General features: G+C 68.5%; 13 protein-coding genes. 10 read left to right on the top strand and 3 right to left on the bottom strand.

Features of this window, described 5'->3' with window-relative positions:
• Nucleotides 1-45: 45 nt before the first annotated feature.
• The 5 genes from WFH23_RS13130 to WFH23_RS13110 all read left to right on the top strand — a co-directional run bounded on the left by WFH23_RS13130 (nucleotide 46) and on the right by WFH23_RS13110 (nucleotide 5,597).
• Nucleotides 46-852 carry a MoaF C-terminal domain-containing protein gene (locus WFH23_RS13130; RefSeq protein ID WP_090150195.1) on the top strand — a complete coding sequence of 269 codons (807 nt, stop codon included), beginning with the start codon at nucleotides 46-48 and terminating at the stop codon, nucleotides 850-852.
• Nucleotides 853-927: 75 nt separating this feature from the next.
• Complete coding sequence (locus WFH23_RS13125) at nucleotides 928-2,109, top strand: ABC transporter substrate-binding protein (RefSeq protein ID WP_336662859.1); 1,182 nt, start codon at nucleotides 928-930, stop codon at nucleotides 2,107-2,109.
• A 164-nt stretch (nucleotides 2,110-2,273) separates the two neighbouring features.
• Nucleotides 2,274-3,149 carry a branched-chain amino acid ABC transporter permease gene (locus WFH23_RS13120; protein ID WP_200331702.1) on the top strand — a complete coding sequence of 292 codons (876 nt, stop codon included), beginning with the start codon at nucleotides 2,274-2,276 and terminating at the stop codon, nucleotides 3,147-3,149.
• On the top strand, nucleotides 3,136-4,905 hold the full coding sequence (locus WFH23_RS13115) for a branched-chain amino acid ABC transporter ATP-binding protein/permease (protein WP_336662858.1): 1,770 nt from the start codon (nucleotides 3,136-3,138) through the stop codon (nucleotides 4,903-4,905). The genes WFH23_RS13120 and WFH23_RS13115 overlap by 14 nt, the downstream gene beginning before the upstream one ends.
• Complete coding sequence (locus tag WFH23_RS13110; RefSeq protein WP_336662857.1) at nucleotides 4,902-5,597, top strand: ABC transporter ATP-binding protein; 696 nt, start codon at nucleotides 4,902-4,904, stop codon at nucleotides 5,595-5,597. The genes WFH23_RS13115 and WFH23_RS13110 overlap by 4 nt, the downstream gene beginning before the upstream one ends.
• A gap of 63 nt (nucleotides 5,598-5,660) precedes the next feature.
• Here WFH23_RS13110 and WFH23_RS13105 read toward each other — a convergent pair whose 3' ends face one another.
• Entirely contained in the window at nucleotides 5,661-6,488 is an 828-nt protein-coding gene (locus tag WFH23_RS13105; protein WP_090150137.1) for an SDR family oxidoreductase, read from the bottom strand.
• 223 nt (nucleotides 6,489-6,711) lie between these two features.
• Here WFH23_RS13105 and WFH23_RS13100 point away from each other — a divergent pair, with 223 nt between their 5' ends.
• Both WFH23_RS13100 and WFH23_RS13095 read left to right on the top strand, forming a co-directional pair.
• Nucleotides 6,712-8,370, top strand: a complete 1,659-nt coding sequence (locus tag WFH23_RS13100; protein WP_336662856.1) for an amidohydrolase — start codon at nucleotides 6,712-6,714, stop codon at nucleotides 8,368-8,370.
• Nucleotides 8,371-8,389: 19 nt separating this feature from the next.
• Complete coding sequence (locus WFH23_RS13095; RefSeq protein ID WP_090150200.1) at nucleotides 8,390-8,695, top strand: EthD family reductase; 306 nt, start codon at nucleotides 8,390-8,392, stop codon at nucleotides 8,693-8,695.
• Nucleotides 8,696-8,752: 57 nt separating this feature from the next.
• Here WFH23_RS13095 and WFH23_RS13090 read toward each other — a convergent pair whose 3' ends face one another.
• A complete protein-coding gene (locus WFH23_RS13090) occupies nucleotides 8,753-10,339 on the bottom strand; it encodes a GMC family oxidoreductase (RefSeq protein ID WP_336662855.1) in 1,587 nt (528 codons plus the stop codon).
• A gap of 189 nt (nucleotides 10,340-10,528) precedes the next feature.
• Between WFH23_RS13090 and WFH23_RS13085 the strand changes: the two genes are divergently transcribed.
• Nucleotides 10,529-11,941, top strand: coding sequence for an aldehyde dehydrogenase family protein (locus WFH23_RS13085; protein ID WP_211648627.1), 1,413 nt, complete (start codon nucleotides 10,529-10,531; stop codon nucleotides 11,939-11,941).
• A gap of 105 nt (nucleotides 11,942-12,046) precedes the next feature.
• On the opposite strand, the gene WFH23_RS13080 is transcribed toward WFH23_RS13085, so the two are convergent.
• The gene (locus tag WFH23_RS13080) at nucleotides 12,047-14,173 is read right to left on the bottom strand and encodes a DEAD/DEAH box helicase (protein ID WP_336662854.1); all 2,127 of its coding nucleotides are present in this window, start codon (nucleotides 14,171-14,173) and stop codon (nucleotides 12,047-12,049) included.
• A gap of 206 nt (nucleotides 14,174-14,379) precedes the next feature.
• Between WFH23_RS13080 and WFH23_RS13075 the strand changes: the two genes are divergently transcribed.
• Entirely contained in the window at nucleotides 14,380-15,165 is a 786-nt protein-coding gene (locus tag WFH23_RS13075; protein WP_090150230.1) for a fumarylacetoacetate hydrolase family protein, read from the top strand.
• On the top strand, nucleotides 15,150-15,956 hold the full coding sequence (locus WFH23_RS13070; protein ID WP_336662853.1) for an HpcH/HpaI aldolase family protein: 807 nt from the start codon (nucleotides 15,150-15,152) through the stop codon (nucleotides 15,954-15,956). The genes WFH23_RS13075 and WFH23_RS13070 overlap by 16 nt, the downstream gene beginning before the upstream one ends.
• The last annotated feature ends 41 nt before the right edge of the window (nucleotides 15,957-15,997 follow it).

Raw genomic sequence — 15,997 nt, 5'->3', positions numbered from 1 at the left:
GACCGCCTCTTCGACGCTCTCCGCGCACGAAGGAGTGACGGCACCATGACCACGCACGACATCACCGCAGCAGACCCGAACGAGTGGCGCAGCTACGACGAGTTCGCCGCCGGCATCGACGCCTTCCGGCTTCCGAATGCCAGCCTCGCGGGCACGGCGCTCGCCCTGACACTCGATGACGGATCCTCGCTTCGCCTGTCCTTCGGCACCGAGCAGGTGACGTGGTGGGCCGACGGTTCGCTCCCCGGCGGCGACGAGCACCGCGACCCGTACGACGCGGTGCGGGTGCGCTCCGACACCGTGTTCGTGAACCTCCCCCTCGAATCACTCGAGCGGGAATCACTCACGGTGATCTTCTCCGAATCGACGCATCGGGCGCTCGTGGTGCGCTCCACCATCGGTTCGGAGGATCACGCCGGAGAGCCGCGCGTGGGCCAGACCTTCTGGGCGGCGGTCACGGACGGCGGCGAGCCGTCGGGCGAAGCACCCGGGCCCTCACGCGATCTGATCGGAAAGCGCAACCTGTACCGCTACAGCCCGCACCACCTGTACGAGCACGTCTACATCTCCAGCGAGCGGTACGCGTGGCAGTGCGTCGAAGGGGTGCAGCGCGGGCACGGAGACATGGATCTCTCGACCGTGTGGAAGTTCTCCGACGGCCTCTACCTCTTCTGCTTCCGCGAGTTCCGGATCGCGGTCGCCAGCGTGTGGCTGCACGATCTCGGATATCAGTTGCGCACGACGGGCGTCTTCCTCGGGCTCACGGGCACCGGCGACGCCGAGCACTCCCGAGCCGGCGGCCACATCTACCCCATCGGGTCCGTCGCGTATCCCGATGTCCAGCCGGTCTGAGCGCTCTGCAGAGCAGACGCCAGCCCCCCCCCCCCACGCACTTCCCGCATCACGATCCATTCGAGAGGACATGACATGAAGAGACGCATCACCGGTGTCGCCGCCATCGCGGCGGCATCCGCTCTCGCGCTCTCCGGCTGCGCCGGAGGCGGAGGAGACGGGGGCGAAGGCGCCCCGATCAAGCTCGGATCCGTCAACACGCTCAGCGGCGCCGCGACCTTCCCCGAGGCGAGCGCCGCGGCGCAGGCGGTCTTCGATCGCGTCAACGCCGATGGCGGCATCGACGGGCGCATGATCGAGTACAACACCGTCGACGACAAGGGAGATCCGGCGTCTGCGACCGCCGCCGCACGCGAACTCGTCGGCAGTGACGAGGTCGTGGCGCTCGTCGGCGGCGCGTCGCTCATCGAGTGCGAGGTGAACCAGGACTACTACGCGCAGGAGAGCGTCCTGTCCATGCCCGGCATCGGCGTCGACACCGGCTGCTTCAACTCCCCGAATATCGCGCCTGCGAATCTCGGTCCGTTCAACGACATGACGCTCACGTTGCTCAACGGCTCGGAGAACCTCGGTCTCGACGACATCTGCGTGCTCCTCGAGATCGCGGGTTCGACGAAGCCCTCGTATCTCGCCGGGGTGGAGAAGTGGACCGAGATCACCGGCAAGGAGCCCCTGCTCGTCGACGACAGCCTGCCGTACGGCGGCTCGGACTACACGCCCTACATCGTGAAGGCGAAGAATGCCGGTTGCTCGGCGATCGCGGTGAACGGCATCGAGCCCGATGCGATCGGCCAGGTCAAGGCCGCGCAGGCCCAGGGCTGGGACGACGTCACCTTCCTGTTCCTGACCAGCGTGTACAGCGAGAACTTCGCGTCGGCGCTCGATTGGACGGGCAAGGGCGTGCACGTGCCCGCCGAGTTCTACCCGTTCACGGAGGACAGCGAGATCAACGCCGACTGGAAGTCGCTGATGGAGGAGAACGACATCGCACTCACCTCGTTCAGCCAGGGCGGGTATCTCGCCGCGATGAACTTCGTCGAGGTGCTCTCGAACATGGACGGCGAGTTCACGCGCGAGTCCGTTTCCGCGGCGCTCCACGACATGGAGCCCATCGAGAACCCGATGGTCGCCTTCCCGTACCAGTTCGACCAGATCGCGGAGCAGGAGTACACGCCCGGCGGGTGGCCGGTCGTACTCGAATCAGGCACCCGCGCCTGGGAGAAGTCGGCCGACGACTGGCTGCTCCCGGCGAACTGACGACCGGCCGGTCCCCGAACGGCGGACCGGCCGGCGCACACCACGGGAGTCCGGCGCGAGCCCGCTCGTGCGCCGGGCTCCCGATCCACCATTCCGAATGCACTTCGGCGAAGGAGCCACATGCGTCACCCCACTCTCGACACTTCATGCGCCGGGGTCGGCGCATGAACAGCGGCGCGCTCGTGCAGGGCGCCCTGGCCGGACTTGCGTCCGGTGGACTCTACGCCGTGCTCGCGGTCACCCTCACGCTCATGAGCCGCCTGGTTCGCGTCGTCAACTTCGCACAGGCCGCGACCGGCATGTTCGCCGCGTTCTCGGCGGTGTGGTTCGCCACCGAGCTCGGCCTCCCGGTCTGGGCGGCGACGCTCGTCGGCATCCTGGTCGGCGCAGCGTTGAACGGCGCGATCGGCTGGATCGCCGCGACCTGGCTCTCGGAGGCGACCGTCACCCTCCGCTCTGCGATGACCGTCGCTCCGCTCCTCATGCTGATCTCACTGTCGTTCATCATCTTCGGCAACAAGCCGCAGCCGTTCGAGCCGATCCTCTCCGGTCCGGCGTTCACCGTTGCAGGCGTCGTCGTCAGCTGGGTCACGATCGTGATGGTCGTCATCGCCGTGGTCGTCGCTGCCGGCTGCGCGCTGCTCCTCACCCGCACCACGATCGGCACGCAACTCCGAGCACTCTCTGAGCGACCGACGACGGCCGAGCTCATCGGCATCGCGGCGAAACCGCTTTCGATCGGCGTCTGGGCGGTGACGGGGGCGATCTCCGCCGTCACCATCCTCGTGATCGCACCCTCCCAGTCGAACGATGCCATCAGCCTGTCGATGCTGATCATCCCCGCCTCCGCCGCCGCCCTGCTCGGAGGCTTCCGACGCCTCGACTTCGCAGTCGCGGGCGGGTTGCTCCTCGGCATCATCTCCGGCATCGTCGCGCAGGTCCCAGCCGTGTCGTTCGTCCGCAATTTCATCCCGTTCCTGTTCATCGTCGTGCTGCTCCTGTGGTCGCAGCGGAAGGAGGTGTGGGATGTGGCTCGCTAACCACCGCTTCCGCGTGATCCTGCCCATCGTCGTCGCGGTCGCAGGCGTCGGCGTCGCCTGGGCGCTCAGCGTCGGTCTCTCCGGGTACTACGTGTTCCTCGGCATCAGTGCACTCACCGCGATCATCGCCGTGCTCGGCCTCGGCGTCGTCACCGGATCGGCCGGAATCATCGCACTGTCGCAGCTCACATTCGCCGCGATCGGCGCGTGGGTCGTCGCCTGGCTGAACACCCTCGACGCCCCGGGCGGATTCATCGTGTGGCTCATCGCGGGCGGAGCCGCCGGCGCCGTCGCCGGCATCGTGATCGGCCTCCCGGCGCTGCGACTGCGCGGTGTCAACCTCGCCGTCGTCACCCTCGGCTTCGCGGCCGCATTCGATGTGATGCTGGTGCAGATCCAGTTTCCCGGTGCATCTGACGGCATCGCCGTCGCCCGCCCGAACGGGTTCACGAGCGATCGCGAGTACTTCTTCTTCGCCGCCGTCGTCATGGTGATCTGCGCGCTCATCGTGTCCGCGCTGCAGCGCAGCCGCATGGGGAGCGGCTGGAAGGCGGTGGCGTTCTCAGAGCGAGGCACCGCCGCGGTCGGCCAGAGCGTGTCTGCAGCGAAGCTCTCAGCATTCGCCGTGAGTGCCGCACTGGCCGGTATCTCCGGCGGGTTGCTCGCAGGGCAGGTCCAGCTGCCGTTCGCCTCGAGCTTCGCCCCACTCCAGTCGTTGGCGCTCTACATCCTCGCGGTGATGAGCGGTGCCTACCTCATCGATATGGCCATCTTCGGCGGCATCCTCTGGGTCGTGGTCCCCGAGCTGCTGAAGAAATGGGGCGTGCCGCAGGACTGGGGGTTCGTCGTATTCGGACTCCTCGGCATCCAGGCCCTCACGAGCGGCTCGAATCTCGGCGAGGGGATTCGCGGGCTGCTCCGCCGTCGTTCGGCCGCACGAGGAGCAGCACGCGACTCCGAGCATGCAAGCGTCACGGAGGTCGGAACGAGCGTGCTCGACGTGTTCGCCGTCCCCGAAGCCGCCCAGCCGATCCCCGCGGATGCTCCTCCGGTGCTCGAGGTCTCGGGCCTCGGCGTGCAGTTCGGCGCACTGAAAGCGCTCGACGACGTCGCCGTCACCGTGCGCCAGCGATCCATCATGGGCCTCATCGGTCCGAACGGTGCGGGGAAGTCGACGTTCGTCGACGCGGTCAGCGGCTTCCTTCCCCAGCACGCGGGGCTCACCCTCCTCGACGGGGCCGACATCAGCCGGTTGTCGCCCACGCAGCGCGCCCGGCGCGGTCTCCGCCGCACGTTCCAGCAGGATCGCGTTCCCCCGCAGCTGACGGTCGAGGCGTACGTGCGTTTCGTGGGACGCCGCCGACTGGATCACGACGAGCTTGCCGATGCGCTCGCCTTTCTCGGATGCCCCTCCCCCGAAACGCCCCTCACCACCGTGGACGTCGGCACGCGGCGCCTCGTCGAGGTCGCCGCCGCGGTGCTGGCGGGGCCGCGCGTGCTGATCCTCGATGAACCCGCGGCGGGCCTCTCGCACGACGAGCATGTGCAGTTCGGGCAACGACTCACACGGATCCCCTCGCGGTTCGACACCGCGATCGTGTTGATCGAGCACGACCTCGATCTGGTGCGCTCCGTCTGCACGGAACTCACCGTACTCGACTTCGGGCGCGTGATCGCGCAGGGCCCGACTGCCGAGGTGCTCGACACCCCCGACGTCATAGCCGCCTATATGGGAGATGCGGAGATCAGCTCATGACCGAACTGCGACTTTCCGGAGTGACCGTGAGCCGCGGCGCCGGCCCGGTCGTCTCCGATGTCGACCTCGTGGTGCGCTCGGGAGAAATCCTCGCGCTCGTCGGCCCGAACGGTGCCGGCAAGTCGAGCCTCCTCGAATCCGTCTCCGGCGTGATTCCGCACTCGGCCGGAGACGTCGCACTCGACGGGAGCTCGATCGCGAAGCGCAGCAGGGTGCAGCGAGCGCGGGCGGGCATCGCGCACATCGAGCAGGGGCGGGCGATCTTCCCCTCACTGACGGTGCGCGAGAACATCCTCCTCACGGCGAAGACGGAAACAGCGCTCGCAGAGGTGCTGCAGTCGTTCCCCGAGCTCGAGAAGCGCATCGACGCGCAGTCCGTGCTGCTCTCCGGCGGCGAGCAGCAGATGGTGGTGCTGGCTCGCGCCTTCGCCGCGAAGCCGCGATTCCTGCTCATCGACGAGATGTCGCTCGGTTTGGCGCCGGTCGTCTTCATGCGGCTGCTCCCCGTGATCCAGCAGATCGCCGAATCCGGTGTCGGTGTGCTGCTCGTCGAGCAGTTCACCCACCTCGCACTGGGCATCGCGGATGAGGCGATGGTCATCGCCAGTGGTCGCGTCAGCCACGCACAGGGGCCAGCGGCAACGCTCGAGCAGGATCCGCGGCTCCTGCGCGCCGCGTACCTGGGGGGCTGACCGACGGACGGGCCGGTCGCGCGCAATGCGCTCCCGGCCCGACCCGCGGCTCCAGCGCGGCTACTACATTCCGGCGTGCTCGAACGCGACAGTCGGCAGATCGACGATGTGCGCGCCCCCGTCGGCGACCAGCACGGATCCGGTCATGTACGACGACTCTTCAGAACCCAGGAATCGCACGATCGACGCGATCTCGGACGGTTCGGCGGCCCGTCCGAGCGGCACGTCGCGCGTGACCGCCGCGTAGCCTGCGTCACGATCCGCGATCTGCGCGGCATGGGCGGCGAACTCGTCCATCTCGGCATCGGCCATGGGTGTGCGCACCCAGCCGGGGCACACGGCGTTCACCCGAATGCCGACCCGCCCGTAATCGCGCGCCAGGCTGCGCGTCAATCCGATCAGCGCGTGCTTGCCGACGGTGTAGCCGGCGACCGACGGGCCGGCGAAGAGGCCCGCGAGCGACGAGACGACGACGATCTCGCTCCCGCCGCGCCGCGCCGCGCTCTCGGTCAGCGCCGGCAGCGCCTCGCGCGCCATCACGAACGCTGTGGTGAGATTCGCCGTGAGCGCAGCGTTCCAGTCCGCGTCACTCGTCTCGCCCACGGAGGCGAAGCCGTGGCCCCCCGCATTGGCGACGAGCACATCGATGCGGCCGAAACGCTCGAGGATCCGCGCGATCGCTGCGCTGGCCGAGACTCGGTCGGCGGCGTCGGCCACCACTGCGAGCGCTCCGGTGGCAGCGGCGACCTCTGCGAGCGGTTCGGCGCGTCGCCCGACCACCGCCACCGCCGCTCCCTCGTCCGCGTAGCGCTTCGCGATCGCAGCTCCGATGCCGGTGCCTCCGCCCGTGATCACGATGACGCGCTGCGATGCTGGTGCCTGGTCGCTCATATGGGGTCTCCCTGTCGCCGATGAGTGCTGGGCGGCGGAGGATCCGCTGCCCGTTTCCGACCATCCTGCTGCGGCATCGTGACCGCCGGGGCGATCGATCCCGCACCGTCAAGAGCGCCGCACGCTGGGTCAACGGCGTGAGGGCGACGGCTGCGATACTGACGGCAGACCGCCCGATGCCCCCGGCTTGCGGGCCCAGCACGCTCACGAAACGGAGTCGCCGATGACCCTGTCGCCCCCCGATCTCATTCTCACCGGAGGCCGCGTCTACACCGTGGATCCCGAGCAGGCGTGGGCCGAGGCCATCGCGGTCGCGGGCGGTCGCTTGGTCGCGGTCGGCGACTCGGACGATCTGCTTCCGCTGGCGGGCCCTGACACCGAGATCCGCGATCTCGCTGGGGCGTTCGTGATGCCCGGGCTGGTCGATGTGCACAATCACCACTTCCTCGCGGGAAAAGAGGAGCTCTTCGAATTGCGCGTTCCCATCGGCGCGAGTCTCGACGGCATTCTGGAAGCCGTTGCCGCGCACGCGGCAACGCTGCCCGACGGAGCCTGGATCGTCGGTGGACCGTGGGCGAGCGATCGTCTCGGCGACGTGAACACGGCGGCGGCGCTGGAGCGTCTCGATGCAGCGGCCGGCGGCCGCCCCGTCATGCTCTCCGACGACTCGCATCACAACCGATGGGCATCGTCTCGCGCGCTCGAACTCGCGGGGGTGGAGCCCAGCTCAGCAGGCGTGCTCACCGACCCGAACGCGGGCGATCGGGCGACCGGCGTGCTACTCGAGGCTGCCGGGCTCCCCGTGGCGCGAGCGCACGCCGCTGCGGGCGCTCTCACCGCCGAGCAGGAGCGAGCTGCGGCTCAGCGCGGAGTGGAGATCCTCAACTCGTACGGCGTCACCGCATTTCAGGACGCTGGCGTCTCCACCCATATCCTCGAGGCGCTCCGCTCGCTCGACGCATCCGGCGACCTCGACGCCTGGGTCGTGAGCTCCCTGCTCATCAACGATGAGATCTTCGGCTTCGCCGAAGTGGGAGACGACCTCGTCTTCGGCGGCGAGCGCTTCCGCACCGAGCACCACCGCCCGGACTTCGTCAAGATCTTCCTCGACGGCGTACCGCCGACCCGCACGGGCGCGTTCCTCGAGCCGTACTTGCCCGACGATGCGCACGGCGATCACTTCCACGGGGAAACCCTCCTCGACCCGGCCGAGCTCACCGACTGGCTGCGCCGGGTCGCTCGAGCGGGGCTCTCCGCGAAGATCCACTGCACCGGCGACGCCTCGGTGCACGAGGTGCTCAATGCCGTCGAAGTGCTGCGCGACGAGGGAATCACCGAGCCGCGGTATCAGATCGCGCACGGCCAGTTCGTGCATCCCGACGACATCCCGCGGTTTGCGGCACTCCGGGTGTCCGCCGACATCTCACCGTTCATCTGGGTTCCCGGCCCCATCGTGGAGGCGATTCGCGAGGTGCTCCCCCGCGACCGCGCCGATCGCATCCAACCGAATCGTGCGCTCATCGATGCGGGAGCGGTCGTCGCCGGCGGATCGGACTGGCCGGTCTCCCCGTCTCCGAACGCGTGGGAGGGGATCCACGGCCTCGTCACCCGCGAGGATCCGAGCGGCGCGTACCCCGGTGCCCTCTGGCCCGAGCAGGCGATCTCGCTCGCGGAGGCGATCGCCGCCTTCACGATCAACGGGGCGGAGGCGATGGGGCTCGCGCACGAGACCGGCTCGCTGACCCCGGGCAAGTCCGCTGACTTCGTCCTGCTGGATCGCGACCCGTTCGCGCATGACGCGCGCTCGCTCGTGCAGACCACCGTGACCGAGACATGGTTCGCCGGCCGTCGGGTCTACGAGCACCGGCCCGCAGCAGCGTGACCGCGGACTGGAGCAGATGATGACGCACCGACTACTCGTGCTGTACCCCGAACCGGCCGATCGAGCCGAATTCGAACGCTACTACCGCGACGTCCACCTGCCGCTCTGTGCGCAGCTGCCCGGCGTGCTCAGCATCGACTTCTCGCTGGCGATCCCCGAATCGCCGTATTTCGCGGTCTTCGAAGCGACCTTCGCCGACGCCGACGCCCTGCGGGCCGCGCTCGAATCGCCCGAGGGGCAGACCGTCGCCGCCGACGTGCCCCGGTACGCGACCGGCGGCGCGACCGTGATCACCTTCGCAGCAGAGCCGTTCCCGTTGGAGTGAGCTGATCACGGGTTTGTGCCACCCCTCCTACTGCAATCGGTACCGCAACTAGCTGACTCAGCGCTCTCCGCTCAGCAGGAACCGCGCACCGAGTTCGCCGATCAGCACGGCCGGCGCGTTGGTGTTGCCGGTCGTCACCCGCGGCATGATTGACGCGTCGATCACGCGCAGCCCGTCGACGCCGTGCACTGCGAGTCGGGGGGAGACGACGGCGAGTTCGTCCACCCCCATCTTGCAGGTGCCGACCTGGTGGTGATACGTCGCGACCGTGTCGCGCACGTAGTCGACGAGGTCGTCCCCATCTCCGATCTCCGGCCCGGGATAGACCTCCGTGGCGCCCCACTCCCCCGCCAGAGCCTGCTGCCGGCCGATGCGTCGGCACTGCTGCACCGAGGCGACGAGTGAGGCGACGTCATCGTCGTGGGAGAGAGCGCCCAGGTCGATGATCACCGGGTCTTCGGGGTCGGGCCCCGACAGCGCGAGCGAACCGCGGGACTTCGGGGTGACGAGCCCTGCCATGAACGTGAACCCGTCGGCGGAGCGCGGTTCGAGGAAGTCTCCGTACATGGGTACTGAGAAATTGATCGGCTGCGTGTCGGGCCGGTCGAGCTCGGCACGGCTCTTCCAGAAGATATGGGTCTGCGTGACCGATCGGCCGGCCTCCGGGGGTCCGACGGGCTGCTCGGTTTCGAAGATCACGGGCGCGAGGTAATGATCGTGCAGGTTCTTCCCGACTCCGGGGAGGTCTACGCGCGCCTCGATGCCGACCTCGGCCAACTCGTCGGCGGGCCCGATTCCGGAGCGCAGCAGCACGCGCGGCGAGTCCAGCGCGCCCGCCGCGAGCACCACTTCGTCTGCGTGCAACTCGCGCAGCTCGCCGCCCTGCGAGAAGCGGACCCCGGTGACACGGGGCCGCGCCGCCCGATCCCCGGTCGCATCGGCGCCGTCGTCCGCGAAGAGCAACTCGTGGACGTGGCATCCCACTTCGACGTTCACGCGATCCCGCACCGGCTTGAGATACGCCATGTACGTGTTGAACCGTCTTCCGTCGCGCACGGTGATCTGCTGCTGCGACACCCCGTCGAGCGAGGCCCCGTTGTAGTCGGGATTGTGCGGGAGCCCTTCCTGCACCGACGCGTCGATGATGGCCTGCTGGATCGGCGCGAGCGCATACGCGTCGGTCACGTCGAGCAGCCCGTCGGTGCCGCGCAGCCCGTCGGAGCCGTCACCTGCGCCATGGAAGTTCTCGATCGCGCGATAGACCGGCAGCACGTCCTCCCAGGCCCATCCGTCGTTCCCGAGCGACGCCCAGTGATCGAAGTCGAGCGGTGAGCAGCGCACCCAGATCATCGCGTTGAGCGAGTGCGACCCGCCGAGCACCTTGCCGCGCGGCAGATGCAGGCGATGACCGTTCGCCCCGGGCTGCGGCACCGTGTAGTAGTTCCAATCGTCGGCGCTGTGCCAGAGCTCGCCCATCCGCATGGGGTCGTGGATCGCTGGATTCCCGTCTTCCCCGCCCGCTTCGAGCACGGTGACCGAGACACCGGCGTCTGCGAGACGGCGCGCCACTACGGACCCGGCGGAGCCGGCTCCCACCACGATGACGCTGCGAGGCGGTGCGCCTCCAGTAGACCGAGCCGACATCGTTCACTCCTCTCACGGCGCGGCGGCGTTGCCGCACCGACGATTCGAGCGTTCCAGCCCTGGGGCGCGGCGTCGAGCTTGAGCGCGACGGTGTGCCGCGATCGTCAACGGCACTGCTTCGCCAGACAAGCAGCGGCCCCCGCCCCCGCATACCCTGGAGCCACTGACCGGACTCGAAGTGGAGGATCCATGAACACCTACGACAGCCTGCTTGCTGCCATCACACCTGCTGGCGGCGAGACGCGCGAGGTCTTCGACCCGGCGACGGGAGAACGCATCGGCACCGCTCCCGTTGAGGGGCTCGACGACCTGCATGCGGCGATCGATCGCGCGGAAGCGGCGCAACCCGCTTGGGCCGCGCTCCCCGATGCGGAGCGCCAGGCGACCCTGCACCGTGCCGCCGACGCCATCGAAGCCTCTTCCGAGGCGCTCGCCGAGCTGCTCTCGCGGGAACAGGGCAAGCCGCTCAACGGCCCGAATGCCCGGTTCGAGGTCGGCGGCTGCGTTGCGTGGACGCGCGCCGCTGCGGATACGCCGCTCCCCGTCGAGGTCATCATCGACGACGAGTCCGGCTATGCCGAGATGCACTACCGGCCGCTCGGTGTCGTCGGCGCCATCTCCCCCTGGAACTGGCCGATGATGATCTCGATCTGGCAGATCGCCCCGTCGCTGCGCATGGGCAACACGGTGGTCATCAAGCCTGCCGAGACGACGTCGCTCTCGGTGCTCGCACTGGTCGCGGTCATGAATCAGGTCCTGCCGGAGGGCGTGCTGAATATTGTGGCCGGCCCCGGGCGCACCGTGGGCGACGCGCTCACGCGGAGCCCGAAGATCAGCAAGATCATGTTCACCGGCTCGACCCCGGTGGGCAAGCGGATCATCGAAGCCTCCGCTGCGAATGTCGCGCGCCTCACGCTCGAGCTCGGCGGCAACGACGCGGGCATCGTGCTGCCCGACGTGGATCCCGCTGCCATCGCAGAAGATCTCTTCTGGGGGGCCTTCATCAACACGGGCCAGACGTGCGCCGCACTGAAGCGGCTCTACGTGCACGACTCCGTCTACGACGCGGTGGTGGACGAGCTCGCGAAGTTCGCGGCGAACGTGCCCATGGGCGTCGGGCTCGACGAGCAGAACGTGCTCGGCCCGCTGCAGAACCGTGCGCAGTTCGACGAAGTCGACCGCCTGGTCGAGTCGGCGAAGGCGTCGGGGGCTCGGGTCGTGCTCGGCGGGGAGCCGGATCGCGACGCGGTCGGCAACTTCTATCCGACCACGCTCGTCGCGGACATCGATCCGCACAACGACCTGGTCGTGGAGGAGCAGTTCGGCCCGGCCCTTCCCATCATCCGATACTCAGATCTCGACGAGGTCGTGAAGCTGGCGAATGAGCTCGAGTTCGGTCTGGGTTCATCGGTGTGGTCGTCGGATCGCGCACGGGCGCTCGAGGTCGCCGCACGCATGCAGGCCGGCACCACGTGGATCAACTCGCACGGCGGGCTGCATCCCATGATCCCGTTCGGTGGTGCGAAGCAGTCGGGGTACGGGCGCGAGTTCGGCGTCGCCGGCCTGAAGGCCGTCGCCGAGCCGCACGTCATCAGCGGCTGAGGCCGGCGGCGCCCCCGGTCACAGCACAGCACCCCTGCCGCTCCGGCGCACGCGCAGAACGCGTGTGCAGTGGAGCGGCAGGGGTGCTGTCGTCAGGTTTCTCAGTTACCAGCGCGGCTTGCGCTTGCCGTCGGCGCGACCTGCGCCGCCGTCACGGTTTCCACCGTACCCGCCATCGCGTCCGCCGCGATCGTCACGGCTGCCACCGTAGCCGCCGCCCGAGCGTCCGCCGCGATCATCGCGGTTTCCGCCGTAGCCGCCACTGGAACGGCCGCCCCGGTCGTCACGGCTTCCGCCGTACCCGCCATCGCGTCCGCCGCGATCGTCACGGCTGCCACCGTAGCCGCCGCCCGAGCGTCCGCCGCGATCATCGCGGTTTCCGCCGTAGCCGCCACCGGAACGGCCACCCCGGTCATCGCGGTCGTAGCCGCCGCGCGCGTCGCGGTCGTACCCGCCGCGTCCGCCGCGATCATCGCGACCTCCACGACCGCCGCGGTCGTCGAACCCCTTGCCGCGCGGGCCCGGGCCGTTGTCTTCGCGGAGCTGGATCGACTTGCCGCCGATCTGCGTGTCTTCGAGACGCGCGACCGTTTCTGCGGAGAGCTTGGCCGGGAGCTCGACGAGCGAGAAGTCGTCGCGCACCTGGATGCGTCCGAAGTCATCGCGGGTCAGCCCGCCCTCGTTCGCGATCGCTCCGATGATCTGGCCGGGCTGCACGTTCTGGCGGCGCCCGACCTCGATGCGGTACATGCGCAGGTCGTCGCGGCGCTCGCGCGGTCCGCGATCCTCACGGCCGGGACGGTCGCCTCGGCCGCTCCCCGAATCCTCGAGGAACTTCGCGGCCTGCTTGCGGTCGCGCTCGAACTTGCGGTCATCGTCTTCGGTCAGCAGCAGCGGGGTCTTCCCCTGAGCGACGACCGCGAGCGCAGCTGCGACGTCGGTCTCCGGTACGTCGTGGTGGCGCACGTAGTGGGAGATGATGTCGCGGAAGGCATCGATTCGGCGGGTTTCGCCGAGAGCCGACGTGATCGCGTCGTCGAACCGAGACAGGCGCGTTGCGTTCACCTCGTCGATCTGCGGCAACGGCATCTGCGTGAGCGGCTGCTTGGTCGCCTTCTCGATCGCCTTCAGCAGGCGCTGTTCCCGAGGGGTGACGAAGCTGATCGCATCGCCGGTGCGACCGGCGCGGCCGGTGCGGCCGATGCGGTGCACGTACGACTCGGTGTCGATCGGCAGATCGTAGTTGATGACGTGGCTGATGCGCTCGACGTCGAGGCCGCGAGCGGCGACGTCGGTGGCGACGAGGATGTCGAGCTTGCCGTCCTTCAACGCCTGCACCGTGCGTTCGCGCTGCGCCTGCTGGATGTCGCCGTTGATGGCGGCGGCGGAGTAGCCGCGAGCGCGCAGCTTCTCGGCGACCTGCTCGGAGTCACCTCGCGTGCGGGTGAAGACGATCATGCCGTCGAAGTCCTCGACCTCGAGAATGCGGGTCAGCGCGTCGAGCTTCTGCGTGTACGAGACGACGTTGTAGCGCTGCGTGATGCTGGAGCTCGTCTGCGTCTTGCCCTGGATCTTGATCTCGCGGGGGTCGTTCAGGTACTGCTGCGAGATGCGACGGATGGCGGCGGGCATGGTCGCCGAGAAGAGGGCGACCTGCTTCTCCTTCGGGGTGTCGGCGAGAATCGTCTCGACGTCCTCTGCGAAGCCCATCTTGAGCATCTCGTCGGCCTCGTCGAGCACGAGGTACTTGATCTGCGTCAGGTCGAGCGAACCGCGCTTGAGGTGATCCATGATGCGGCCGGGGGTGCCGACGACGATGTCCACGCCGCGACGCAGCGCGGAGAGCTGCTGACCGTAGGCCTGGCCGCCGTAGACGGGGAGGAGGTGGACTTCGGGCAGGTGCGTGGCGTAGCTCTCGAACGCCTCGCAGACCTGGAGCGCGAGTTCACGAGTAGGTGCGAGTACGAGGGCCTGGGGAACGCCCTGGCCGGGGGTGATACGGGAGAGGATCGGAAGTGCGAAGGCAGCGGTCTTGCCGGTGCCGGTCTGCGCGAGGCCGACCACGTCTGCTCCCTCGAGGAGCGTGGGGATCGTGGCGGCTTGGATTGCAGAGGGCGTTTCGTATCCCACATCCGTCACTGCGCGGAGAACCTCGGGCGCAAGGCCCAGGTCGGCGAAGGTCGTGCGCTCGCCCTCGGATTCGGTGGGGGCGGCGTTTTCGGAAGAGGTCATCATACTATTCTACCGCGTTTCCTCGTCGCTGGAGTGACGCCGTCATATCGACACGCAACGGGCGCCGAACCGCCACCGTCGATTCACCCGATTCGCACCGGCGCTCACCGCTGCACCCCACCGCGGCCCGGCCCCGCCGGGAACCCTGGCGCGCGCACCGGAAGATCGTATACGATTTACACCACACGCCAGACAACGGAGGTCACGTGCTCGAGCAGACGCAGATTGCAGCCATTGCAGACGAACTGGTGCAGGCGGACAAGGATCGCGCGATCCTCCCCCGACTGACCACCCGGTACCCCGACATGGTGATCGAGGACTCGTACGCCATTCAGAAGGAGTGGTCGGATCGGCGCATCGCCGCCGGGGCCCGCCTCGTCGGCCGAAAGATCGGCCTCACCTCGAAGGTGATGCAGGTCGCCACCGGCATCAGCGAGCCCGACTACGGAGTCATCCACGACGACATGGTGCACGAGTCAGGGGCCGCCATCGAGTTCGACAGGTTCTCGAACGTGCGCATCGAAGTGGAACTCGCATTCGTACTCGCGAAACCCCTCACGGGGCCGAACGTCAACCTGTTCGATGTGCTCGACGCGACGGCCTACGTGGTGCCCGCGCTTGAGATCCTCAACTCCCATCTCGAACTCGAGGGCCGCACCATCGTCGATACGATCAGCGACAACGCCGCCATGGGCGCCATGGTGCTCGGCGGTCGTCCGGTGAAGGTCGACGAGGTCGACCTCACCTGGGCGAAAGCACTGCTCTACCGCAACGAGACGATCGAGGATTCCGGGGTCGCGGGTGCCGTACTCGGGCACCCGGCACTCGGGGTGGCCTGGCTTGCGAACAAACTCGCGCAGCACGGCCAGACGCTCGACGCGGGCGAGATCATTCTCGCTGGGTCGTTCACCAAGCCCATGTGGGTCGAGCGCGGGGACACCGTGCACGCCGACTACCACGAGCTGGGGTCGGTGACATGCCGCTTCATCTGAGTCTCCCCGAGACGCTCCGCGACCGACTCGCCGCATCGGACCGCGCCCTGATCGGCCTCTGGGCGTCGGCGAGCAGCGCGGTGACGGCCGAGATCGTCGCCGGCAGCGGTTGCGACTGGGTGCTCCTCGACGCGGAGCACTCCCCCAACGGGCTCGAGTCGGTGCTCGCACAGCTGCATGCGATGTCGGCGTATCCGGTCGCACCGCTCGTGCGCGTCCCGTACGGCGACACGGTGACGATCAAGCAGTTCCTCGACCTCGGCGTGCAGAACCTGCTCGTTCCGATGGTGGACTCGGCGGCACAGGCCGAGGAGATCGTTCGCGCCGTGCGCTACCCGCCGCGCGGGGTGCGCGGCGTCGGGTCGGCTCTCGCCCGCTCCGCGAGGTGGAACCGCGTCGATGACTATCTGCAGCACGCAGACGAGACGATCAGCCTCACCGTTCAGATCGAATCCGCCGCGGCGGTCGCCGACGCAGACCGGATTCTCGCGGTCGACGGCGTGGGTGCGATCTTCATCGGCCCGTCGGACCTCGCAGCTTCCATGGGCCTGCTCGGACAGCAGAATCATCCCGATGTGGTCGAGGCGGTGCTCGGCACGATCCGACGGGCGATCGCGGCGGGCAAGCCGGCCGGCGTCAACGCCTTCGTGCCCGAAGACGCCGAGCGGTACGTCGAGGCCGGCGCATCGTTCGTCGCCGTCGGAGCCGACGTCGCCATCCTCGCGCGACAGACGGAGGCACTCGTCGCGCGCTTCAAAGGCGATGACGAGTCGAAGCGCGCCTCCTACTGAATGGAGAGCGCCGCTCGCAGGCCCCGGCGGGGGCTCCGCCC

The sequence above is a fragment of the Leucobacter sp. USHLN154 genome, from assembly GCF_037145595.1.
Lineage (GTDB): Bacteria > Actinomycetota > Actinomycetes > Actinomycetales > Microbacteriaceae > Leucobacter > Leucobacter alluvii.
This window is presented reverse-complemented; position numbering and strand designations above follow the sequence as displayed.

Excerpts from the sequence above, each read along its gene's own strand:
- WFH23_RS13130 (WP_090150195.1), top strand. The coding sequence starts at position 46 with ATGACCACGCACGACATCACCGCAGCAGACCCGAACGAGTGGCGCAGC.
- WFH23_RS13125 (WP_336662859.1), top strand. The coding sequence starts at position 928 with ATGAAGAGACGCATCACCGGTGTCGCCGCCATCGCGGCGGCATCCGCT.
- WFH23_RS13120 (WP_200331702.1), top strand. The coding sequence starts at position 2,274 with ATGAACAGCGGCGCGCTCGTGCAGGGCGCCCTGGCCGGACTTGCGTCC.
- WFH23_RS13115 (WP_336662858.1), top strand. The coding sequence starts at position 3,136 with ATGTGGCTCGCTAACCACCGCTTCCGCGTGATCCTGCCCATCGTCGTC.
- WFH23_RS13110 (WP_336662857.1), top strand. The coding sequence starts at position 4,902 with ATGACCGAACTGCGACTTTCCGGAGTGACCGTGAGCCGCGGCGCCGGC.
- WFH23_RS13105 (WP_090150137.1), bottom strand. The coding sequence starts at position 6,488 with ATGAGCGACCAGGCACCAGCATCGCAGCGCGTCATCGTGATCACGGGC.
- WFH23_RS13100 (WP_336662856.1), top strand. The coding sequence starts at position 6,712 with ATGACCCTGTCGCCCCCCGATCTCATTCTCACCGGAGGCCGCGTCTAC.
- WFH23_RS13095 (WP_090150200.1), top strand. The coding sequence starts at position 8,390 with ATGACGCACCGACTACTCGTGCTGTACCCCGAACCGGCCGATCGAGCC.
- WFH23_RS13090 (WP_336662855.1), bottom strand. The coding sequence starts at position 10,339 with ATGTCGGCTCGGTCTACTGGAGGCGCACCGCCTCGCAGCGTCATCGTG.
- WFH23_RS13085 (WP_211648627.1), top strand. The coding sequence starts at position 10,529 with ATGAACACCTACGACAGCCTGCTTGCTGCCATCACACCTGCTGGCGGC.
- WFH23_RS13080 (WP_336662854.1), bottom strand. The coding sequence starts at position 14,173 with ATGACCTCTTCCGAAAACGCCGCCCCCACCGAATCCGAGGGCGAGCGC.
- WFH23_RS13070 (WP_336662853.1), top strand. The coding sequence starts at position 15,150 with ATGCCGCTTCATCTGAGTCTCCCCGAGACGCTCCGCGACCGACTCGCC.